The 24,341-nt window shown below is 38.4% G+C and carries 17 protein-coding genes and 1 other RNA gene; 7 read left to right on the top strand and 11 right to left on the bottom strand.

Going from position 1 to position 24,341, the window contains the following annotated elements; translation table 11 throughout:
- Positions 1-485: 485 nt before the first annotated feature.
- From MM214_RS09950 to MM214_RS09935, 4 genes are all read right to left on the bottom strand, one after another.
- The gene (locus MM214_RS09950; protein ID WP_241294892.1) at positions 486-2,243 is read right to left on the bottom strand and encodes a SulP family inorganic anion transporter; all 1,758 of its coding nucleotides are present in this window, start codon (positions 2,241-2,243) and stop codon (positions 486-488) included.
- A 20-nt stretch (positions 2,244-2,263) separates the two neighbouring features.
- Positions 2,264-3,499 carry a DEAD/DEAH box helicase gene (locus tag MM214_RS09945; RefSeq protein ID WP_241294890.1) on the bottom strand — a complete coding sequence of 412 codons (1,236 nt, stop codon included), beginning with the start codon at positions 3,497-3,499 and terminating at the stop codon, positions 2,264-2,266.
- A 231-nt stretch (positions 3,500-3,730) separates the two neighbouring features.
- Complete coding sequence (locus MM214_RS09940) at positions 3,731-4,804, bottom strand: MBL fold metallo-hydrolase (RefSeq protein WP_241294889.1); 1,074 nt, start codon at positions 4,802-4,804, stop codon at positions 3,731-3,733.
- 40 nt (positions 4,805-4,844) lie between these two features.
- Complete coding sequence (locus MM214_RS09935; RefSeq protein WP_241294887.1) at positions 4,845-4,991, bottom strand: hypothetical protein; 147 nt, start codon at positions 4,989-4,991, stop codon at positions 4,845-4,847.
- A gap of 133 nt (positions 4,992-5,124) precedes the next feature.
- On the opposite strand from MM214_RS09935, the gene MM214_RS09930 reads away from it, so the two are divergent.
- Entirely contained in the window at positions 5,125-6,456 is a 1,332-nt protein-coding gene (locus MM214_RS09930; RefSeq protein WP_241294884.1) for a rhamnogalacturonidase, read from the top strand.
- Positions 6,457-6,928: 472 nt separating this feature from the next.
- Here the strand turns inward: MM214_RS09930 and MM214_RS09925 are convergent, their stop codons facing one another.
- The 4 genes from MM214_RS09925 to MM214_RS09910 all read right to left on the bottom strand — a co-directional run bounded on the left by MM214_RS09925 (position 6,929) and on the right by MM214_RS09910 (position 11,839).
- The gene (locus MM214_RS09925; protein WP_241294881.1) at positions 6,929-8,326 is read right to left on the bottom strand and encodes an aldehyde dehydrogenase family protein; all 1,398 of its coding nucleotides are present in this window, start codon (positions 8,324-8,326) and stop codon (positions 6,929-6,931) included.
- Positions 8,323-9,963, bottom strand: a complete 1,641-nt coding sequence (locus tag MM214_RS09920) for an acetolactate synthase large subunit (RefSeq protein ID WP_241294878.1) — start codon at positions 9,961-9,963, stop codon at positions 8,323-8,325. Before MM214_RS09920 ends, MM214_RS09925 begins: the two co-directional genes overlap by 4 nt.
- Positions 9,964-10,362: 399 nt before the next feature.
- Positions 10,363-10,923 (bottom strand): porin family protein, encoded by a 561-nt coding sequence (locus MM214_RS09915; RefSeq protein ID WP_241294875.1) that lies wholly within the window; start codon positions 10,921-10,923, stop codon positions 10,363-10,365.
- 241 nt (positions 10,924-11,164) lie between these two features.
- Positions 11,165-11,839: a hypothetical protein gene (locus tag MM214_RS09910; protein WP_241294872.1), complete on the bottom strand. Its 675-nt coding sequence runs from the start codon at positions 11,837-11,839 to the stop codon at positions 11,165-11,167.
- A 71-nt stretch (positions 11,840-11,910) separates the two neighbouring features.
- Here MM214_RS09910 and MM214_RS09905 point away from each other — a divergent pair, with 71 nt between their 5' ends.
- Entirely contained in the window at positions 11,911-12,906 is a 996-nt protein-coding gene (locus MM214_RS09905) for a long-chain-fatty-acid--protein ligase (protein WP_241294870.1), read from the top strand.
- Positions 12,907-13,094: 188 nt separating this feature from the next.
- Here the strand turns inward: MM214_RS09905 and MM214_RS09900 are convergent, their stop codons facing one another.
- Positions 13,095-14,252, bottom strand: a complete 1,158-nt coding sequence (locus tag MM214_RS09900; protein WP_241294867.1) for a sigma-54-dependent transcriptional regulator — start codon at positions 14,250-14,252, stop codon at positions 13,095-13,097.
- 26 nt (positions 14,253-14,278) lie between these two features.
- An RNA gene (rnpB, locus tag MM214_RS09895) (RNase P RNA component class A) lies at positions 14,279-14,696 on the bottom strand.
- Between the two features lie 392 nt (positions 14,697-15,088).
- On the opposite strand from rnpB, the gene MM214_RS09890 reads away from it, so the two are divergent.
- The 4 genes from MM214_RS09890 to MM214_RS09875 all read left to right on the top strand — a co-directional run bounded on the left by MM214_RS09890 (position 15,089) and on the right by MM214_RS09875 (position 20,334).
- Positions 15,089-17,512: a TonB-dependent receptor gene (locus tag MM214_RS09890; protein WP_241294864.1), complete on the top strand. Its 2,424-nt coding sequence runs from the start codon at positions 15,089-15,091 to the stop codon at positions 17,510-17,512.
- A gap of 368 nt (positions 17,513-17,880) precedes the next feature.
- Entirely contained in the window at positions 17,881-18,348 is a 468-nt protein-coding gene (locus tag MM214_RS09885; RefSeq protein ID WP_241294861.1) for a hypothetical protein, read from the top strand.
- A 42-nt stretch (positions 18,349-18,390) separates the two neighbouring features.
- Positions 18,391-18,984: a DUF3109 family protein gene (locus MM214_RS09880; RefSeq protein WP_241294858.1), complete on the top strand. Its 594-nt coding sequence runs from the start codon at positions 18,391-18,393 to the stop codon at positions 18,982-18,984.
- A 225-nt stretch (positions 18,985-19,209) separates the two neighbouring features.
- Positions 19,210-20,334, top strand: coding sequence for a DUF4221 family protein (locus MM214_RS09875; RefSeq protein ID WP_241294855.1), 1,125 nt, complete (start codon positions 19,210-19,212; stop codon positions 20,332-20,334).
- 1 nt (position 20,335) lies between these two features.
- Here the strand turns inward: MM214_RS09875 and MM214_RS09870 are convergent, their stop codons facing one another.
- Positions 20,336-20,992 carry a YdcF family protein gene (locus tag MM214_RS09870; protein ID WP_317208457.1) on the bottom strand — a complete coding sequence of 219 codons (657 nt, stop codon included), beginning with the start codon at positions 20,990-20,992 and terminating at the stop codon, positions 20,336-20,338.
- Between the two features lie 172 nt (positions 20,993-21,164).
- On the opposite strand from MM214_RS09870, the gene MM214_RS09865 reads away from it, so the two are divergent.
- Entirely contained in the window at positions 21,165-24,110 is a 2,946-nt protein-coding gene (locus MM214_RS09865; RefSeq protein WP_241294848.1) for an FAD-binding and (Fe-S)-binding domain-containing protein, read from the top strand.
- The last annotated feature ends 231 nt before the right edge of the window (positions 24,111-24,341 follow it).

The following is a 24,341-nucleotide window of genomic DNA, read 5'->3' as shown; positions in this document are numbered from 1 at the left end:
AACAAGAAACAAGAGTCAAGAGGCAAGAAACAAGAAGGGAGGATATAAGCAAAAGCGAAATAAAGTTGAAAAATGCCTGCGGCGAAATAAGGTTCTACCTGTGAGGATTTTGCATCAATCTTTAATCTTTTAGTTAAATGGAAATAGGGAATAAACAATAAGTCCTGTATGGACTGCCGATATCTTAGCCCTGGGTTCAAACCCAGAGAAATCGAGAGATTAGAGTTTAGAAACAAAGAATCAAGAGTGACAAGAAACGTGTCAATGAAATATGCTATTGCGAAATAAAGTTAAAATATTCCTCTTCCTATGGGTAGCCAGGTTCGGCGATATGTTGGTGGCTTGTATATAAGAGAATTATTATTAAAAGAAAGTGTCAAGAATTTTTAGGAAGAGACAAGAAACAAGAACCAGTAATTAGGAGTTTTTCTTGTTTCCTGATCGGTTTTATGATCTAATCTAAGATAGCTAAAGGGACTACAATCTCAAACCTTCCCTAAGTTACTTTGGATAGCGTATGGGGTGTATTTTTCAATGGTGGAGGCATCGATGCTTTGATCGAAGACTGAAACAGCCGTGACATCATCCAAAAAGACATGATCTGCCCCGATACATTCTAAAATTGCCCACCTGTTCAAAACATCACGCACAGGTCCTTTGATACTCGTCATGCAGACGTCAGTTCCGATATTTCTCCAGTTATTGATCCATTCATTGAGTTCATGTGCGCCAGTGCTATCAATATTGGTCACAGATTCCATATTGAAAATGATCATATTTACCTTGGTAGATCGCTCTAGCATCCATTTGTCTAGTTTTTCTTTAATGAATTCAACGTTGGCAAAATAGATCGGGCCGTCTATTCTTACGATCATTAAGTCTTCTTTTACATCCAGATTTTCGAAACGATTGATATTCCTGAAAACATTACTCCCAGGCACCCTGCCCAACTGTGCAATATGTGGTCTTGATGCTCTGTAGATGATTACAACTAAAGAAAGAACCATACCTGAGATAATTCCAACTTCAATTCCAAGTGTAAGTGTAATTACAAATGTGGCAACTAGCATTACAAAATCTACGCGGTCTTTTTTCCATAAATGAAGAGGTTCATTGATGTCTATCAGTCCAGAGACGGCGACGATTACTACTGCAGCAAGGATCGAACTAGGTAGATTGTAAAAGAAGCCTGTGAAAAATAACAGCGTCAAAATCACAAGTGTGGCACTGATCATGGAAGATAGGTTTGTCTTAGCTCCTGCTTGATTGTTGACAGCAGTACGAGAGAAACCACCTGTGACTGCATAACCTTGAAAAAATGCAGCACCAAAATTGGCCATTCCTAAAGCGAACAGTTCTTGGTTTGCGTTAAGTCTATAGTTCTTGTGTTTCGACTGGATAGTTTTTGCTATTGCAAAGCTTTCAGCAAATCCTACCAATGAAATAGTAAAGGCAATTGGCAATAGACTTTTGATAGTACTAAGGTCAAGATTTGGGACAATTACACTGGGGAATCCGCTTGGCACATCTCCAACAACTTTGACACCAGCAGTGGTCAAGTCAAGCATCCAAACCGTACAGATTCCAAGAAAAACTACAAAAAGTGGTGCGGGGAAATTCCTGTGTATTTTTTTACCGAATTTTAGAATAACAATAGCTAGAGCACCCATCAAAAAACTAATCCAGTGAATGTCTCCTATGTTTTGGAATATAGATAGGGTGATATCCTGAACATGCTCTGATCTTGGAAGCTCTATTTGAAACAAGTGTTTTACCTGACTCAAACCTATGATAATCGCTGCGGCTGAAGTGAAGCCATTGATTACTGGATGAGATAAGAAATTGACAATGAATCCTAACTTGAACAATCCCATAGAAAACTGAATCGCACCAACCAAAAAGGCTAAAGCAATTGCATAAAATAAGTATTGTTCGGGAGAGTTTAGATCCAGTCCAGCTATTCCGGCAGCTGTCAGTAGTGAAACCATGGCTACTGGGCCTACAGCGAGTTGTCTTGAAGTGCCAAATACAGCATACAATATCAATGGAATGGTAGCTGCATACAAGCCATGAATAGGAGGGAGTCCAGCAAGCATGGCGTAAGCCATGCCTTGAGGAATCAGCATGATGCCAACAGTTACTCCGGCTGAGATATCTCCTTGAAGGTCGCTTCTCTTGTAATCAGGAAGCCACGCTAGTATAGGGACTTTTGATTTTATAATATCGACAAACGCACGTTTCATAGCTGGGTTCAATATGAAATCTAAGCAGAAGGCTTTCTTTTTGGTCTTCTTTTGAAATTGTTATTTGAAGGCCTTTTCCCTTTTTGTGAATTACCTTTTTTGATCTCTATGGCAGGTGTGATATTGCCCGAAAAAGGAAAGGGATGATCTTCTTCAACAGGAATTGTTTTTCCAATCAATTTTTCGATATCCTTCAATTCTTTTCTTTGCTCTTCATCACAGATAGAAATGGCAACCCCTGAGTTGCCCGCTCTTCCTGTACGGCCTATTCTGTGGACGTATGTTTCGGGGATATTTGGTAGGTCATAGTTGAAAACATGGGCCAATTCATCAATATCAATACCTCTAGCTGCAATGTCTGTGGCTACGAGAACCTTGATACTTCCAGACTTGAAACCTTTCAATGCATTTTGCCTGGCATTTTGGCTTTTATTCCCGTGAATAGCAGCAGCATCGATATCGTCTCTTTGGAGAAACTTTACTACCCTGTCAGCTCCATGTTTTGTCCTAGTAAACACAAGTGCAGATTCAATATCCATTGCGGATAAGAGGTGTTTCAAAAGTTTGATTTTGTCACCTTTCGAAGTATAGTACAGCACTTGATCAATTTTATCGACCGTTGACGAAGGTGGAGTTACTTCTACTTTTGAAGGATTGGTAAGTAATGTATCAGCAAGCTTCTGAATTTCTGGTGGCATGGTTGCCGAGAAGAATAAGGTTTGTCTTTTAGATGGAAGCAATGAGATCACTTTTTTGACATCATGGATAAAGCCCATATCAAGCATTCTATCGGCCTCATCAAGCACAAAGAACTGTAACTGTTTGAGGTCAATAAATCGCTGATTGATCAAATCAAGAAGCCTTCCTGGGGTGGCAACTAATATGTCTACGCCTTTTTTAAGTGCTATGGTTTGTTGATTTTGAGATACACCTCCGAAGATTACTGTGTGTCTCAAGGAAGTAAATCTGCTGTAAGCCGCTAAGCTTTCATCTATTTGGATAGCAAGTTCGCGAGTAGGAGTGAGGATAAGTGCTTTGATCCCAAATCTATGTTTCTTTTGCTCATGAAGCAATTGAATCATAGGAATGGAGAATGCCGCTGTTTTTCCCGTCCCTGTTTGCGCACAGCCAAGTAAGTCTTTGCCTGACAAGACCAAAGGAATGGCTTGTTTTTGAATAGGCGTAGGGGTGTGATAACCTTCCAAAGCCAATGCTTTGAGAATTGGTTCTATTAAATTAAGATTTTTGAATGCCATTTGGCTAATTGTTCTATGCTGAAAAAGATGTTGTACGGTCTGTGTCAGCTGGGTATGATTCGGAATCGGCCTACAACCAGCCGGTCTTTATGGACAAAGTCTTACAAAGATACGATAAAAAATCCATATGTATCTTTGTAGTCAGTTTTTGACATTTGTTGTGATTTAATGAAATGTTTGATTCAGTGCCAAAACCTTTTTAAACCAATGATGGTAAATGGCATAATGAAATCAAAGAGCTTGAATAAGGTTGCTTCCTAAAAAAGGCTCAATAAGCTGACCATTGATTTTTTCTTTTGATGAAGAGATTACATCCCAAGGCTCCAGCAAGGGTTCGTCTGATAGGTCAAAAGTTCCATAATGCATTGGTATGAAGTACTTCCCACCAAGCGTATGGAAAGCTTCAATGGCATCAGTTGGGCTGATGTGTGCTTGGTGCATGAACCATTCGGGTTTGTATGCTCCGATACCCATGAGGCAATAGTCAGGTGAACCAAACGCATTTTTGATATCTTCAAAATGTGGACCTGCCCCACTATCTCCCATGAAGTAGATGCTTTGATTTTTACTTTCTATAAAAAATCCACCCCAAAGGCTTTTGTTATCATCATTCAAAGATCTTTTTGACCAGTGTCGGCTAGGTACATAATGGATTTTAATGGGAGAGCTTGTATTATAAGTTTGAAACCAACCTGCTTCTTGCGTTTTTTGATCTTCAATCCATGAGGAAATCACATTTTTCATTCCTAGGCCTGTTAGAATCTCTATGTCGGGATTTTGCTCTACCACCCACGAAATCCCAGATTTGTCACAGTGGTCTCGGTGATTATGTGAGAGTAATAGCAAATCAATTTTTGGGAAGTTTTCCAGAGGGAAAGGGAGTTCACTTTTTCGTTTTAGAAAAAGATTGTCTTCAAGCAAAGGGTCAGTAATCATTGTAACCCCGTCTACCCTGATCAAATAGCTTGCATGACCAAGCCATATGATATAATCTTCATTTCCATTGAAGTCAAATGGAGTTTCACTCATTGGCAGGGTTCTGCTGTCATTTTTCTTTTCATCCTTTTGTGGATTTGTACTCATTTTCCACTTTAAGACATCTTTTATAGATGATTCAAAATCGTGATACAAGTTCGTAAATCTGCCGTTTTCATCTACAGGTGTTCCCAACCAGTCAGAACTTGGTGGAGTGGTTGCTAAGTCAGGATTTGATTTATGAGAAGGTTTAACTTCTTCAGTTGTTTTTGAGATCATGAGTAAGACAACAATAGGTACGATAAATATGAAAAGGTATTTGGACTTCATGATATGTTTAAACTGAAAAAGTTATTCTCTGGTTGCCGATTCATTTTTTGTCTTTATCATTGAGACCTTTTCCTTCAAACATATAAACATCACCGCCCCATTTAATCCCGTGCTGAAGAGGTGTTTTTTGTTCATAGATAGATTTTAATAGTCCGAGTTCTTCTTTCAATTTGTTTTTTTTAGCCATAACGAGAATGGGTTTAAAATCTTAATTTATATCACTTCAAACTTTAAAACCAGACATAGCAGGATTCTTTTTTGAGGGAAGTGTCATACATTGCTTGTTAGACTCGAATTTCTTTAAAATCAAAAATCTATCTATGAAAATTTACCTTGCTCTTTTATGTTACATTCTTTTATTTCCTAATGGGCTCAAAGCTCAGCAGGATGTGTTTCCAGACGGTTCTGTGATTCCAACTTGGTTTGAGGAAGTAGTGGCTACAGATATTGAGAAGCTTGGGAGAAATTATAGATTGACAGATTATGGTGTTATTATGGATAGTACAGTACTCCAGACAGAAGCGATACAAAAAGTAATTGATTTGGCTTATGAAGAAGGAGGAGGTGTAGTGATTGTTCCCAAGGGAGTTTTTTTAAGTGGTTCAATATTTTTTAAACAAGGTACTCACCTTCACCTTGAGGAGGGAGCTGTGCTTAAGGGCAGCGATGATGTAAGTCATTTCGATCTTTTGGATACCAGAATTGAAGGGCAAAATTTGAAGTATTTTGCCGCCTTGGTAAATGCTGATGGTTTAGATGGGTTTACCATATCAGGTAAAGGAACATTGGATGGTAATGGTTTGAGATATTGGAGATCTTTTTGGTTAAGAAGAGCATTTAACCCCGAATGTACTAACTTGGATGAAATGAGGCCTCGTCTGTTGTTTGTTTCAAATAGTAAAAATGTGCAAGTCTCTGGGATCAGGTTGATAAATTCTCCTTTTTGGACTTCTCATTATTACAAATGTGAAAATGTGAAAATTTTAGATTTGTATATCTACGCACCTCACAGTCCTGCCCATGAAAAGGCCCCGAGTTCTGATGCTATAGATTTGGATGTGTGTACAAATGTACTTGTGAAGAACTGTTTTATGTCAGTCAATGATGATGCAATAGCACTTAAAGGAGGGAAAGGGCCACATGCTGATCAGGACAGAAACAATGGGGGTAATTACAATATCATCATTGAAGATTGTGAGTTTGGGTTTTGTCACAGTGCTTTGACTTGTGGAAGTGAGTCTGTCCATAACAACAATATAATTCTGAGAAGAACGAAAGTATCTCAAGCTACAAGGCTACTTTGGTTGAAAATGCGACCAGATACTCCACAAGTGTATGAAAACATCCTACTTGAAGATATTCATGGGAATGTTTCTAATATGCTATACATCAAGCCATGGACTCAATTTTTTGATCTTAAAGGAGAAGAAGGGATTCGCTTCTCTTCTGCGAGTAATATTACCCTTCGTAACATCAACCTTTCATGTGACATTGTTTTTAATACTCAAGAATCAGATCAATATAGTCTTTCTAATTTCACTTTGGAAAATATGAATATTGCCGTATCCGAACTCAAAGAATATAACTTGGATTATATTCAAAACCTTAAAACCATCAATGTGAAAATTAATTTTTCAGAAGCGAAAGATTAGTAACAAGAAATAAGAGACAAGAAACATAGAGGCGAGAAGCGAGAGATTAGAGACGAGAGATTAGAAACAAGAATAAAGAGCCAAGAAACAAGAAACAAGAGGAAAGTAATAAAAACCCCGAAAGGGGTTAAATATTCAGTAGCCCCGAGTTTTGACTCGGGGATCAAAGATGAAAGTTAAGGTTAAAAGCACCAACCCCAGAGGGGTTGAATTTCTTGAAAGAAGATAAAAAAAGTGTCAAGTAATTTCAGGACGCGACAAAAACAAGAAACAAGAGAAAAGATTCGAGAATCTATCTAAACCCGATAGCTATAAGGACTACAATCAATATGATTTAGACCTGCCAGGTTTTCTGTCGCAAAGCGAATCTGTGAATAATTTCCTATACCCATACCCAGATAAAACCTAGCAGGTCTTCTCAACACAGTCTAATCCCGATTGCTCCCGGGATTAGATAGTAGATCTACAACCTTTAAAGCAGCTTGCTTTTGATGACCATAAGTTTTTCCCTTGTCATTTCATGCATAGAATATGGAATGCCCCCAAGTCCTTCTCCAGAAGAATCTCTACCACCGAATGGCATCCAATCTACTCTAAATGCTGTATGATCATTGACCATTACAGCAGTGGCATTAAGTCTTTGAACTGTATCTAGGGCGATGTCTATGTCTTGCGTAAATACTGCAGCTTGGAAATGATAGTCCAGTGAATTTGCACTTTCAATGGCCTCAAGTCTATCACTGTAGCTGTACACACATACAACTGGACCAAAAATTTCTTCTTGTGAGACTTTTACATTTTGAGGTGGGTTGAATATTACCGTGGGTGCATAGCAAGTGTCGGATATTCTTTTTCCACCAGATAGGATTTCACCTCCTTTAGATTTGGCTTCTTCCACCCATTCTTCCACTCTGTCAACTTCCTTCGGGAGAATAAGCGGTCCCACTTCCGTATCTTCGTCGAGGGGATCACCGACCTTCATTTTTTCTCCAGCGCTGGCGATTTGCTCGGCTACTTTTCTAGCGATAGATTCATGAGCGTATACCTTTTGTACAGATACACATACTTGTCCTGCATGATAAAATCCACCTTTGGCCAATGCTGGGATCATGTCTTCGATATTTGCGTCAGGCTCTACAATGACAGGTGCTGCTCCACCATGCTCTAAGGCACACCTGGTACCAGGCGCAAGTTTAGATTTCAGGTACCAGCCTATTTTGGCCGATCCTATAAAGGAAAGGTAGTTGATCCGTTTATCTGTGACGACCGTCTCCGCAGCTTCGTTATCCATGATAAGGCACTGCACCCATCCTTCTGGTACACCTGCTTCTTTGAGAATTTCTACAAAACTCAAACAAGAAAGAGGGGTGGTAGATGCAGGCTTTACAATCACAGGACAGCCTGCTGCAAATGCAGTTACCGTCTGGTGAATGATAAGGTTTAGCGGATGATTGAATGCAGATATAGAAGCGACTACTCCTATGGGTTCTCTGGTGGTAAATGCGATTCTCCCAACGGATGATGCTGTAATTCCCATTGGGATTTGTTCACCATTGAGCCTAGCGATTTCCTCAGAAGCTATTTTGACGCCATTGATAGCACGGAGAACTTCTACTTTGGAGTCCTGATATGGTTTTCCACCCTCTTCTGCGGCTGTTTTTGTAAGCTCTTCTACCTTGGATTTCATGATCTCCTGGACTTTTTCCAAAATTTCAATACGCTCATGTGCAGGAATCCATTTGGATCGGTCTAAAAATAAGGTATGGGCAGTTTCCAAAGCTTTTTTGACTTCTTCTTTTCCCACTACGGAGATTTCTTTGATTAGCTTTAGGTTATATGGATTGAAAACCTCTAGTTTTTGATTGCTCATAATTTATTAGCTTTTTCTTTCAACATTACATTTAAAATTGGGTGATTGAGGGAGTAGTCTACAGGTAAATCTATCAGATGTACACCATCAGTCTCGAGGCAGTGATTTAACGTTTTTTGAAAATCTTGATCGCTTTCTGGTCTATAGCCATTCGCCCCATAACTTGATGCATACTGTACAAAATCTGGATTTTTGTAATCCAAACCAAAATCATCAAATCCCATATCTTCCTGTTTCCACTTGATCATTCCGTAAGCTTCATCATTGAGGATGATGACCGTAAGGTTCAACTTTAACCTGACTGCTGTTTCTATCTCCTGAGAATTCATCATAAATCCACCGTCTCCACACACAGACACTACCTTGCGGTCTGGGTAAAGCATATTGACAGCCATAGCAGAAGGTAATCCTGCACCCATGCTGGCTAGGGCATTGTCAAGTAAAAGGGTATTTGGCTTGTGACAAGTGTAGTTTCTTGCAAACCAAAGTTTATAAACTCCATTATCCAGCGTAATGATGTCTTCGGACGCAAGTTTATTTCTTAATAGGTTAACCAGCCTCTGGGGAAGCATAGGGAACCTTGTGTCTTCAAAATACTTGCTCAAATGGCTATCCACCCCAGATTTTACTTTTTTAAAGAGCGAGGTGTCCCAGTGATCTTGGGGCTTAATATCATCACTTATTTTCTTAATAGCGTTGGTAATATCTCCCACTACATTGAGTTGGGGGAAGTAAACAGGGTCAACTTCGGCGGGTGAGAAGTTTATATGAATGACTTTCTTGCCTCCTTGCTTCATAAAGAATGGCGGCTTCTCTATCACATCATGTCCTACATTGATGATCAAGTCAGCCTCGTCTATCGCTGCATGTAGAAAATCATTGCTTGAAAGTGCTGCTGTGCCCAGATACTTAGGATGTCTTTCGTCAATTACCCCTTTACCCATTTGTGTGGTGAAAAAGTATATACCCGTATGGTCTACAAATGCCCTGAGTGCTTCACAGGTAATCTTTCGGTTGGCTCCAGCTCCTATGAGAAGCAATGGTTTGTTGGCATTCTCTATCATTTCTATGGCATCAGAGATAGCTTTATCGTCTGGTTTCGGGATGATGTGTCCAGTCACTTGAAATACTAGGTCTTCACATTCTTCTTGAGCGATATCTTCAGGGAATTCTAAGTGAACGGCGCCAGGTTTCTCTTCTTGAGCTATCCTGAAAGCCTCTCTGATCTGAGAGGCAATGTTGTTGCTGTTGACGATTTGTTTGGTGTATTTGGTGATAGGCCTCATCATGTCTACCACATCAATGATTTGAAATCTCGCCTGTTTACTTTTTTTGATAGGTTTCTGTCCTGTGATCATCATCATGGGCATTCCCCCAAGCTGGGCATAAGCAGCGGGCGTTACCAAGTTGGTGGCACCAGGGCCAAGAGTGGCCATGCAGACACCTGGCTTTCCTGTCAGTCTTCCGTAGGTCGCAGCCATGAATCCCGCTCCTTGTTCATGACGTGTCAGGATCAATTTGATTTTAGATTTTTTTAAAGATTGGAGAAGGTCTAAATTCTCCTCGCCTGGTACAGCGAAAATATATTCGACTCCCTCATTTTCTAGTGCTTTGACAAAAAGGTCAGATGCTTTCATATGTTTTTGTTTGTTGTGGTCAAATAGAAACCCGTTCCCAAAATCAGATCATTGTGTTCTTTATTTTTGGGTATGAATTTTTCATGCGGTTCTATTTTTTGTGGTTGTTTTGAAAATAGGTGAAAAACGATTGATACTATTACAACTATCATTTTATCAAAATGATTTCAAATCAATGATCTTTCAACATAACCACAATTCAACTGCCATAGATGATACTTTTATAAAATAAAATGAGATATCCCGTAAAAAAAAATGACCCTGAGCCATTGGTCTTAAGAGATGTTGGTGAGACATGTCTTTAGAGCCTTGGCTCAAGGTCAAGTTAATGTAAAATGTTAGCCTGACGTTTACATATTGATCACTTAAAGAATGGCAGGAATTTTAAATTGATTTTAATTAGAATCTAAGACCAGCGGAAAGCTGAACGACTCTGTTTGTTACATCAGCATTTGGTTTTACATCAGTAAGACCTAGGTTGTATCTTCCTTGGATAAACAATGGCCCTAAAATATGTAAGGTAGCACCGCCTGAAACTGCAAAATCAAAGGTGTTTGAGTTTGAGATATCAAGATCTTCTGATTGATTCATCAAGAAAGAAACCTGAGGACCGAAATCTAAACTTAATCTGTTAGGAATCAAATACACTCTTGCCAGCACAGGTACTGAAATGTACCCTAACTCATTTTTGAAATCTTCTCTTGCACCATTGAAAGTGATGTTTGAACCTATAGTAGAGTAAAGTAACTCTGGCTGAATCGAGAAGTTGCTTCCCAAACCTAGTTCTACAAATGCACCTGCATGATAGGAGGTAATGCTCTCAGAGCTATATGATGATATATCTCCACTATAGTTTGCAATGTTTGCTCCTCCTTTGATACCGAAGTTTAAGCCTTGAGCAAATGATTCTGAAAAGCCAATCACTGTTAAGATGAAGGCTAAATAAACTGTCTTTTTCATTTTAGTTATATTTAAGGTTTTAATTTATCTTCGCAGAGATTAGTCTGCTTTTTTTGAATTATGTAAACAAAATTTTAAGATATTTTAACATATTCCTTGCCAAAAAGGTTGTTTAACCTTTTTAATTTGAGAAAGACATCAGGAAGGTTACTATAAAAAAATAATTTTGTAGCATTCTAAATCTTTGATAATCTTAAAGATTTGATTGCAATAATAAAGGATCAAAAAATTGGGAAAATTTTTAATTTCTGGTGATTTGGCGAAGGGTCAATTCGGGACTGGACGCAATATTACTTCTATTGAGAGCCCTATCTTGAATTTGTACATCGATTCTGATAGTATCATTTCTAAATATAGATTCCCAACCAAAAGAACGCATGCTGTAACGTATCGTACCTTCTACTCCTTGAGTCCTGTTATCTGGGAGAATTCTAGGAAATCTACCATTGAAAGTAGTAAAGAAAGGAGGGTCTTCCCATCTAAATTCATTGAAGATACCATTTCGCTTTATGAAAAATTTCACAAAAATATTAAAGTGATTAGGGTTGATTTCTACCCACACAGTATCATTCAATACCACATTATTTATTCTTGGTCTTATAGACCAATCAAGTGGATTATAAGAAGGTGCCTCAGGTGGTCTTTGACTGTATGTGATTAGTGCTCCTGTATTATCTCTTTTGAAAATGAGTTCATTGAATGGAGGGTTCAGATCTGTTGCATTCAAACCTAAATCACCCTCTTGATCCTTGAAACTGATAGACACGATCAGGGAGTCACTTCCTGAAGTATTGACAAATTCCATACCTTCAAAGGCAATCTCTGGAACTGTCGGAAAATCATCGGGTGGAGAAATACATGCATTCAAACTGAAAGCAAAGATTAACGCATAAAATAAGAGTTTGGGACTTCTCATGCCTTAAGTTTATGGTAAAAGATCATTCAAAGGTAAATTTGCTTAATTTTGTGATAGCAAAATATAAAACGATGAATTATTTCAAAAGTTTTTCAGAATGTCTAGTAAATATTTCGAGTCTTGATTTTGACCAAAAAGCCTTGGAACTGTTTCAGTTTCAGGCTATCCATAATTCAATATATAAGAAATATTTATCCTTTCGAAATATTGATTCATCGTCCATCAAAAGTTTAGATCAAATTCCATTTTTGCCTATTCAATTTTTTAAGGATCATCAAGTGATAACTGGCCCTATGGAGGATTATTCTAGGTATTTTTCTTCTAGTGGTACCACTGGAATGGTCACCAGCAAACATTACATTTGGTCGGAAGAGTTCTACCTTCAGCATGCGTTGAGACTATTTGAAAGTAAATATGGGAAAATTCAAAGTTATCATGTTTTGGCACTATTACCAGCATACTTAGAGCGGCCTGGCAGTTCATTGGTAGCAATGGCACAATATTTTATCAAGCAATCTCAGTCAGCGCATTCAGGAACCTATCTATACGATCATGAGAGGCTAGTAGGCAAATTGGAAGAGTTGAAAAGTGATACTCGAAAAGTACTTTTGTTAGGGGTGACTTTTGCGCTTTTGGATATCGCAGAAAGTAATGTCAACATTCCAGAAATGGAGAACCTCATCGTCATGGAAACTGGTGGGATGAAAGGGAGGAGAAGAGAGATGATCAGGCAAGAATTGCATGAGATACTTACTCAATCTTTTAAAGTCGATGCAATTCATTCAGAATATGGGATGACCGAGTTGATGTCCCAGGCTTATTCCACTGGTCATGGGAAGTACAGTTTACCAGACTCCATGAAAGTTTTGATCAGAGATGCTAATGATCCATATGCTATCGCTCAGAAATCTCAAGGCGGGATCAATGTGATCGATTTGGCTAATTTTCATTCATGTGCTTTTATTGAAACAAAGGATTTGGGTAAAATTGATGAGAATGGATCCTTGGAAGTTCTTGGTCGATTTGATAATAGTGATATCAGGGGTTGTAACTTATTGCTCAATTAATTTTGTATTCCTCAGAGAAATAGACATATTTGAACTTGTAAAAAATTTAATCAATGAAAAGATTAGCAATTGTAGTTTTAGGAGTAGGGCTGTTGGCACTGGCTTCATGTGCATCTAGCAGACCATGTCCAGCTTATGCGAAAGCAGTAGATTCAAAAGAAATCAGAGGGTAAAAAATATGCTGACTATCAATAGTCAGCATATTTTTTTACGTCATCTAGGCTAATTGTTTGACCTCCTAGTATTACCAACCTTTCCACCACATTTCTCAATTCCCTGATGTTTCCAGTCCAAGGAAACTCTTGAAGTTTACCGAGTGCATTTTTGTCAATAGCTTTCTTAGCTGTGCCATATTCTCCAGAAATGTCTTCCAAGAATTTTTCTACAAGCAAAGGGATGTCTTCGTTTCTTTCTCTCAAAGCTGGTACTTGAATCAATATGACGCTCAATCTATGGTAAAGATCTTCTCTAAAATTTCCATCTTCTATTTCTTTCTTTAAGTCTTTATTGGTCGCCGCAAGTACACGCACGTCTACTTTGATGTCTTTATCTCCACCGACTCTGGTGATTTTGTGCTCTTGAAGGGCGCGAAGTACCTTGGCTTGAGCAGATAAGCTCATGTCACCTATTTCATCCAAAAAAAGTGTACCACCATTGGCTTGTTCAAACTTACCTTGACGCTGCTTCATAGCTGAAGTAAAAGCACCTTTTTCATGGCCAAAGAGTTCTGACTCGATCAATTCGGCTGGTATAGCGGCACAGTTCACCGCAATAAAAGGAGCAGAGGCTCTGTTACTTTTCTGATGAAGCCAATGTGCAACGAGTTCTTTGCCCGTACCATTTGGCCCAGTGATCAGTACACGTGCATCTGTAGGAGCTACTTTTTCAATCGTCTCTTTGACATGAAGTATTGCGCCAGACTCACCTACCATGTCTAATTTTTTCGAAAGCTTTTTCTTCAATACTTTGGTTTCAGTTACCAAATTCTTTTTGTCTAATGCATTCCGAACAGTAAGCAAAAGCCTATTGAGGTCGGGTGGTTTGGGGACAAAGTCAAATGCTCCTTTTTTAGTTGCCTCTACCGCTGTCTCTATAGATCCATGAGCAGAGATCATGATGAACTGAGGTTGTTTGTCAAGTTTGGAAACTTGATCTAGCACTTCAATACCATCCATCTTTGGCATTTTTATATCACAAAGTACTAGGTCAAATTCTTCTTCTTGTATTTTTTGCAAACCTTCTTGCCCGTCTTGAGCTTCTGAGATTTGATATTTTTCGTATTCTAATATTTCTTTAAGAGTAGCTCTGATGACTTTTTCATCATCTATGATTAGAATCTTAGGCATATGGTAGTTTTTTGTCTTTTAAAGTTAAAATGTGCAAGCCTGTAAGCCGGGTTCTGTCATTCTCTTGGTTTCCCAAGTGATGCCTGTCATTTATCTAGATCTGACTTCACAGTCAGACTCCATCAACCTACCCACTCCGATGATTTATCCTCAAAAGGAAAAATTTGGACGAGCAGCCCTTGGATCGGAGCCTATTTGGTCTTTCAACCCATAAGGTTTACCCTGCTACTGATGTCACCATCAGCACGGTGGGCTCTTACCCCACCTTTTCACCCTTATCCCGATCCCGATAGCTATCGGGACAGGACGGTATATTTTCTGTGGCACTTTCTGTAACCATACCGTCTCCAATATGATCCCTTCCCGTTAGGAAGTATGGCGCTCTATGTTGCCCGGACTTTCCTCTCTTCCGATGATCGGAACAGCGACAAGCCAGCTTGCACATTGCAAAGTAAGGAAATATTTCCCTGAATTGTTTCTATGTAGCTAATAAGTGTGAGCTTATATCTCTCAATCTTCCAATTCACCTTCATAAAATCTTAAATCAGAATGGATCGAATCATAAATTCGAGAAAATTGCTAGTTATGTTTTACTGGTTTTTTAAGCACTCATATGTTGACTCCATTGGTAAATGTCCCTGGATCTATTGCAGATTTGGTTAATTTATTAGCTGCATTTTTTATACATGTCAATAGAAATCTCATGATGTTGATGTACGGTTATATGCGATTTAAATATTCTGTTTGCCATTTATTTGGATTAAGTATAAATAGGTTTTAGATTTGCGCACTAATTAAATTAAATCTAAATAAGAATAATAATTACTACAACTCAGATGAAAATCATTACTGTTTTTACTTATCTTTTACTTTGGATTAATATTCCGACAATAGGTCTCCCGCTAAATGAAAGCGAGGAACATACGCTTGTAATTTCGGGCCTAGTGAAGTCTATGGACGGTGAAACTATACCTTATGCAAATGTTGCTGTAGTAGGTACTGTAAAGGGGGCTTATTCAAAACTAGATGGAACTTTTCGAATTTTTGACTTAGAAGATGGGCTATATATACTGAAAGTATCAGCTGTGGGGTACAAGACGTTTACAAAAACTGTAGAAGTACGCGGCGGAGAAGTCAATGAGCTTGAGTTGGTTTTTGAGGAGACTGGAGTAGAAATGCCTCAAGTCACTGTGATATCATCTAAGGATAGGGTATTCAGCAAAGTACCAGGGTCTGTGACTTATATAGATCAGAAGGAAATCAATACCATTTCACCTTTGAGTGGTAATGAAGTGCTAAGAAGATCTCCAGGAGTACATGTGGTAGATGAGGAAGGTCTTGGTATGCGTGTGAATATAGGTATTAGAGGACTTGATCCAGATAGGAGTAGGTCAGTTTTAGTGCTTGAAGATGGTGTTCCTGTAGCACTATCACCTTATGGAGAGCCTGAAATGTACTATACCCCTGCTATTGATAGAATGGCTGGCGTTGAGATTTTGAAAGGATCTGGTCAGATTCTATATGGTCCACAGACCATAGGAGGTGTGGTGAATTATATTTCTCCAAATCCACCGCAATCACAAGAAGGCTCTGTAAGAATCCAGGGAGGTCAAGGAGGGTTTTTCTCAGGTTTGGTTAACTATGGAAATACTTTTGGCAACACAGGAATGCAAGTGAATTTGCTCAAAAAGCGAGCAGATAATGTTGGGCCTACATCTTTCGATATCACTGATTTCAATACCAAGTTTTTGTTCAATATCAATGACAAATCTGAATTAGGATTGAAGTTAGGATTATACAATGAAGTTTCAAACGCTACATACATAGGTTTGAATCAGGTGATGTATGATCAAGGCGGACAGGATTTCACTAGAATGGCACCTGATGATCAGCTTGATGTTTCTAGGTATTCAATAAGCTTCAGCCATAAATACAGGTTCAATGAAAATGTTCGATTGAATACCATTGCTTATGCTTACACTACTACGAGGAATTGGAATCGTCAAGATTTTCAGATAAATGAAGCCAATACACCTCCAAGCAACTGGACGGGTGTTGTATGGGGAGATACATCTATTCCAGGTGGGGCTGTTTTCATGAGAAATTCCACGGGTAATAGAAATCGTCAATTCACAGTGGGTGGGATTGAGCCTAGATTGGAAGTAGATCATGGACTTTTTAATATCAAAAATGAGCTGATCGTGGGAACTCGAGTGCTTTTTGAACAAGCCAATGAACAAAGGGTAAATGGAACTCGTGCTGGAGTGAAAAGTGGCAATTTGGTAGAAGATGAAGTAAGAACTGGTGAAGCATTTGCTGCATATGCCCAAAACAAATTTGCCATCAGCAAAAAGATCGACCTCAATGTAGGTGTGAGGTATGAGAACTTCAACTATGAAAGAGATATCAGAAGAAGAAATTTTGAAAACATCGGAATAAGAGATACCATCTTGGTGGCAGGGAATGTGATACATGAAATTATCCCAGGAATAGGTTTCAATTATAGACCAAATCAAAAGCTCAATATCTTTGGTGGAGTACATAAAGGATATGCTCCTCCTAGGACTAAAGATGCTATCACTGCCATGGGCGACGTGCTAGATTTAGATGCGGAGGAAAGTGTCAACTATGAGCTAGGCCTTCGATCGGAAGTAAGTAACTGGTTGTTCTTTGAGATGACTGGATTTTGGATGGATTTCAGCAATCAAATTATTCCTGTTTCAGAATCAGCTGGAGGAATGGGTTTTGGTGTAGTGAATGCAGGTGCTACCAAACACAGAGGTATAGAGTCAGCTGTGATTTTTGAGCTAGGGAATTTATTTGGACTTACTAGGACTAAATTAAATTATGATATCAATGCTACTTACGCCATGTCTACTTATGCAGCTGATAGATTCATCAATGATATCAATATCAATGGAAACAGAACACCCTATGCACCCAATTGGTTTGTGAATTCAGCTTTGACTATAGAAACCACTAGTGGTTTTATTGGAAGACTTACGCTAAATTATGTAGGCGATCAGTTTGGAGATGAGTTGAATAGGGTTGAGCCAACTTTGGATGGTAGAAATGGTAGGATTGAAAGCTATACATTACTAGATGCAATGATTGGTTATGATGTAAAAAGATGGAATTCAAGATTTAATATTACTGTAAAAAACCTAACAGATAGAAGATACATCGCTTCGAGAAGGCCTCAAGGTATTCAAGTAGGATTGCCTCGTTTTATCACAGCGGGATATGAATTTAGATTTTAGGAAAAAAATCAGTAATTTTTTTCAGAGATTCTTAAACAATATTTACTCCACTCTGTTTGATAAGTATAGTAAGGCTTTAAAAAGCTTTTCTTCATAGTGCTGGGTTGAACTGCCTCGAAAAGTCGAGGCAGTTCTTTTTTTGTCCCATTATGATTTTTAAAATCCAAATCATTGGATTTCATCGTATTTCAACCCATAAAAAGAGAATATGTATATACGAAACTTTGCCAGTAACATTGAGAAAATCCGATTTACCTAAATACCGATATTAATTGATATTTGATATTTGTGGATATTGACCATTAGCTACCGAATGAGTCAATAAATTGATTTACTGGCAAAGAAGCGTACAATCATAAAAGAGAGATATGAAAATCTACTTCAAATTATTTGCTGCTACATTATTTATGGTGTCTGTTATTTTTGCTTGTACAGAAGAAAAGGACAATATACCAGATCCAAACTTCGTAAATTCCACCATTACTGTTAATAATATTGGAGCAACAGCCTATATTTTTACAGCCATCGATGGGGATGGAGCTAGAGCAAGTCTGAACGTCGAGAATACAGCACTTACGCTTAAAATTGGATCAAGGTATGAAATCAAAAATGAAGCTGGAAGAGCGCATCCTTTTTTAATTATGGGCATAGCAAATACTACGCTCTTAGCTCAAAATGATATGGTTGGTACCTTTGAAGATAATCCTTCGGTCAATTTTGTAGCTACTGATTCTACAATGTCTTTTACACTTACACCAGAACTCGCAACTCAAATAGCCCCCTACATGTGCGGAAGGCACGCTGCAATGACTGGTAACATTAATGCGGTTGAATGATAAATCCTTTTTTGTAGCTTTGCGTGCAAAGAATGAAAAAAGATGATACTAGTAGGTAATGCTGTGATCAGTGATGATATAAAAGATCAGTTTTTTGTTTGTGACTTGGAAAAGTGCAAAGGGGCATGTTGTGTAGAAGGTGATGCTGGGGCGCCCTTGGAAGATGAAGAGACTCAGATCATAGAAGAGATTTATCCAATTGTCAAAGACTATATCACGCAAGATGGCAGGGATGCAATAGCGAAGCAAGGAACCTGGGTTGTCGATAAGGATGGCGATAAAGGAACGCCTACGATTGGCGATAATAGGGAATGTGCCTATGCACTTTATGATGAAAAGGGAGTACTCAAGTGTGGGATAGAGCAAGCCTATCTAGATGGAAAGATTGCTTACAAAAAACCTATTTCTTGCCATTTATATCCGATTAGGGTAAAGAAATATGATGGTTTTGAAGCTTTGAATTATGATCGATGGGACATATGCAGTGCTGCTTGTGTACTAGGAACACAGCTTGGAGTCCCTGTTTATAAATTTTTGAAAGATGCCTTGATCAGAAAATTTGGAGCTGATTGGTATGATGAACTAGTGGCTGAAATCGAAGATGGCCAATCAAAAGAAGAAATCAAACTAGGATAAATTTTTAATAACTAAAAGTATTGGTATATTAGGGATTCTTTTCAAAATCTAAAATCTGATTATACGCTTTTTTGCCAGTAACGTCAATTCATTGGCTCAAAAGGTTGTTAATGGTCAATATCCATAAGTATCCAATATCAATTTATATCGGAAGTTAGATAAATCGGAATTTTGTAAGGTTATTGGCAAAGTTCCGTATATCCATAATCTAAAATCCCTAAATATATGGCTCGATCGAATTATTTATTACTCTTTACTTTTCTTGCATTTGCTTGTAGCAATCCAAAATCTGATGAGGTAAATGTAAGTAATGAACCATTTGAATTAGCAGAAAAGGTGATTTCATTCGAATTACCTGAAGGGTGGGGGCATTTCAACTTAGGGATGAAAAACCAAGGGAACCATGTGTATTTTTATAATTATAGCCTTTCTTCATTAGTAGCATTTGATAAGGCGTCACATCAAATGTCCTTTTTAATCCATATTGATAAGGAAGGGCCCAATGGGATATCAGGCCAAGTTTCTGATTATTTGATTGATGCGGAAGACAATATTTGGCTATCCTCCTCAAATAGGCACTTATACAAAGTCGATCGTGAAGGAAAAATAATTGAAGACATAACATTTGATTCATCTAGTTTTGTTGAGGAAAATTTTGACTTTATATCTTACAACTTTCAGATAATTGATGGGAAATATTACACAGCTGCATTTCCGATGGTTTTTCAATATAATTCACTTTCCATTGATGAACTCTCTGCAATTCCAAACCTTGTGTCTTACGATCTTGAAAATCATGAGATTGAAAAGTTGAGCTTCTATGACAAAACTTACTTAGGAAGTAATCTTAATAAGTTTATCATGCCTTTTATAAATAAAGGCAAAAACAATGAGATCATTATCAATCACAACTACAAAGACATCTATGTCTACAAGAATAATGAAGTCAATAAGCTAGCTGCATCTTTTTCAAAGTTTTCACCAGAACCTCCCGTTTCAGATAGGGATATTTTTGAAGATATGGATGAGATCATGAGGTTGATCAATTATACGGATAGCTATGAAAGTATTCATTTTCTCCCCCAGCAAAATACATACGTAAGAGTTGCAAAGTTTGAAGATGAGGTAGAAGGTGGTGATGCAATGAGGCAATATGTTCCTTCACGTTGGGCATTTATTTTTCTTGATGAGCAATTTGCTAAGACTGGAGAGTTGATACTTCCTGAAAACGAAGCCAATGGCAACTATGTTTTTGACAGTGAAGAAGGGATTTGGTTTTCTGTGGATCATCCAGATAATCCAGGGTTAGACGAGGAAAAACTACAATTCCGATTGTTGAAAGCCAAGTAGATTAGACATAACCAACGATTTTATACATTGTTATTCCCACCCATTCATTGAAAAGTTTTTGCCATTTGAAAATGGCATAAGGATCTGGGTAAAGGAGGGAGGGGATGTCATATTTGTTCGAATGGCCATAGTAATCCACTGGAAATGTGTCCGTATTTATTTTTACCTTATCAAAACATCCTTTGGATCGTCTCATATGGAAGGCAGAGGTGATAAGAAGATGCTTTTGACCAGTAGGGATTTGCATTTGATCTAAAATTTCCTTGGTGAAAAGTGCGTTCTGTCTGGTGTTTTTTGCTTTGCCTTCCAATACAATGTCTTCTTCAGGAACACCAGCAATGACCATTACATTTTTCAGAAGTGCAGCTTCGGCAAATGGACTTTGGGGGTTCAATCCCACACCACCTGTGATAAGGATTCTTTTGATTTTTCCTAATTTATAAAGTTGTATGGCATGAGTTGCTCTATCAGCCCCTTTATTGAAAAATGTCCTATCGTTGACTTCCTTATTGAGATTGGTTACACCTGTCAAAACAATGCCCCATTCATAAGTTGGTATAGAGGAGAATGATTTTACATCTGGCTCCCATTGATTCATGGCCCAGTTGCTGATAAATTGATTGCTGAAAAAAAGTAACAATACAATTCCAGATAACATAAGTCCGCTACCTTTATTTTTTCTTATTCTAATAAAACCGGTGATAATAAATGCCAAACAAATACTCAATGGCATTACTAGAAAGGAAAGAAATTGGGATAAATAGAAAAACATGTGGATGAATTTTTTCGAAAGATAAGAAAGCATTGCTTCAAATGCTTATTTTTGAGCCATGAGTTCAAACCAACCAAACCTATTGCCAAATTTGGAAATATTAGCTTCTCAGCTTCAAGGGGAGTTGAAATTTGATTCGCTATCCAAAACCCTGTATGCCACAGATGCTTCTGTGTATAGAGAAATGCCTTTGGCAGTGGCATTTCCTAAGACTACTGAAGACCTAAAATTACTGATAGCATTTGCACATGCTCATAAGACGTCCTTGATTCCTAGAACGGCAGGGACTTCCTTGGCTGGACAGTGTGTAGGAAACGGTATAGTGGTCGATGTTTCCAAACATTTTAACCAAATACTCGAATTCAATGAATCTGAGCGATGGGTGAGGGTTCAGCCTGGAGTAGTAAGAGATGAATTAAATAGATTTTTGAAACCATACGGTTTGTTTTTCAGTCCGATTACATCCACTGCCAACAGGGCAATGATAGGAGGAATGGTTGGTAATAACTCTTCTGGAACTACGTCAATTGTCTATGGTACAACAAGAGAAAAAGTAATTACCTTGAATACACTTCTAAGTGATGGCAGCGAGGTAGTTTTTGGTGCTCTTACGCCTGATGAATTTGACCAAAAATGTAGGTTGGATAACTTGGAAGGGAAGTTGTACCGACAAGTCAAAGAAGAACTTGAGCAATCCGAAAACCAGAAAAATATAAGAGATAATTTTCCTAAAAAATCTATACATCGTAGAAATACAGGCTATGCTGTGGATTACCTTTTAGCCTCAGAAGTTTTTACACAGGGAGGTGAGCCATTCAATTTTTGTAAGCTGCTTGCAGGCTCTGAAGGTACGCTAGCCTTTACTACTGAAATTAAAGTTTCACTTGATCCACTTCCTGATCCTATCGAAGTGGTAGTGGCAGCTCATTTTCATACCATTCACGAAAGCATGAAGGCTTCCCAAGTAGCGATGAAGCATCCCGCTACCGCTGTGGAGCTGATGGATAAGATTATTTTAGATTGCACCAAAGAAAGTATTGAGTATAGTAAAAACAGGTACTTTGTAGAAGGAGATCCAATGGCTCTCCTAATGATAGAATTCACAGGTAAGACGGAGGCTGAAGCCATGGCAAAAGCTAACTTACTTGTAGAGGACTTGAAGGTTAATCAACTTGGCTATGCCTTTCCTATCATAGACCCAGCGATGACCAAATCTGCTTGGGCTTTAAGAAGTGCGGGGCTAGGTCTCTTGGCAAATATCCCAGGAGATGCGAAGGCCGTGGCTTGTATAGAAGATACAGCTGTTGACATTGAAGATTTGGCAGACTACATAGATGAGTTTGATAAAATGATGGAAGCCTATGGTCAAGAGCCTGTACATTATGCACATGCTGGAGCTGGAGAGATTCATTTGAGACCTATTTTGGATTTGAAGAAAAAGGAGGATCAAGAAGCATTCTATCATATTTCATTTGATGTTGCCAAGTTGGTCAAAAAGTACAATGGTTCTCTCAGTGGTGAGCATGGTGATGGTAGAGTGAGAGCACCTTTTATACCCATGATGGTGGGAGAAGAGAATTATCAGCTTTTCAGAAGGTTGAAATATACTTGGGATTCTGATAATATTTTCAATCCAGGCAAAATCGTAGATGCTGCACCTATGAATACTTCGCTGAGGTATGAGCCAGATATGAAGACTCCAGAGCCAGATACCTTAATGAATTTCGATCAAGTGGGTGGTATTTTGAGAATGGCTGAGAAGTGTAATGGTTCAGGCGATTGTAGAAAACTTCCCGAATCAGGTGGGACGATGTGTCCAAGCTATCAAGCTACCAGAATGGAGCGAGATGCTACTAGAGGAAGGGCAAATACCCTTAGGGAGTTTTTGACCAAAGATCAAAAACCAAACCCTTTTGATCATCCTGAAATCAAGGAAGCACTAGATCTGTGTCTTTCATGTAAAGGTTGTACTGCGGAATGTCCCTCTAATGTAGATATGGCCTCCATGAAGGCGGAATTCCAATACCAATATCACAAATCAAATGGTGTTCCTTTTAGGTCAAAAGTTTTTGGTCATATCAACGACTTGAACAAAATAGGCTCAATAGTGGCACCTTTGGCAAATTTCACTTTGAGTAATCCCTTGGCTTCGAAGCTTATGAAGCGTGTCTTAGGTGTAGCTCCTAAGAGACAGCTACCCAAGATATCATCAATCAGCTTAAGGAGTTGGTACAAAAATGAGTATGCAAAACTTCCTGCTCCATCAAAAGTGCTTAAGTCAATTTACCTTTTTGTGGATGAGTTTACAGATTATAATGATACGCATATTGGTATTACTTCAATTAAGCTTTTGAAAAAATTGGGGTATGAAGTCAAAATTGTAGATCATGAAGAAAGTGGGAGATCCTCTCTTTCCAAGGGATTGCTAGAGAAGGCACGGAAGCATGCGGATAGTAATGTGAGGGCATTTCAAGATATCATAGATGGGAATACGCCACTTGTGGGTATTGAACCTTCCGCCATCTTGAGTTTCAGAGATGAATACCCGAGATTAGTATCACCAGAGTTGGTCGAAGGAGCAAAGAAATTGAAGTTTCATACACTTTTGATTGATGAATTTTTGGGAAGAGAATTGATGGCTGGCAATATCGATGCTTCATCTTTTACCAAGGGAGCGAAGCATATCAAACTACATGGGCACTGTCACCAAAAGGCTTTGTCTGCCCTCTCGTGGACTCAAAAAATACTGTCACTTCCAGAAAACTATCAAGTTGAAGTCATTCCATCAGGTTGCTGTGGTATGGCAGGATCTTTTGGTTATGAAGCAGAACACTATGATCTCAGTATGCAGATAGGTGAGATGGTCCTATTTCCGTCTGTAAGGTCAGCCTCAGCAGATACAATCATAGCCGCCCCAGGTACTTCTTGCAGGCACCAAATCAAAGACGGCACTAGAAAGCAGGCATTACATCCGGTAGAAATTTTATGGGATGCTATTTTGTAAATGGCAATTTGTGAAAAATCATATATGGATATACGGAACTTTGCAAATAGCATTACAAAATTCCGATTTATCTAACTTTCGATATAAATTGATATTGGATACTTATGGATATTGACCATTAACAACCTGTTGAGCCAATGAATTGAAGTTAGTGGCAAAAAAGCGTATAATCAGAAAATCATAAATGTCTAATTATATATCCGTTTCTATACAAGATGAAGTAAGTCATTC

The sequence above is a fragment of the Belliella kenyensis genome (genome assembly GCF_022549675.1).
Taxonomy (GTDB): Bacteria; Bacteroidota; Bacteroidia; order Cytophagales; family Cyclobacteriaceae; genus Belliella; species Belliella kenyensis.
Note: the sequence above shows the minus strand (reverse complement) of the source record. Positions and strands in the feature narration are given on the sequence as shown.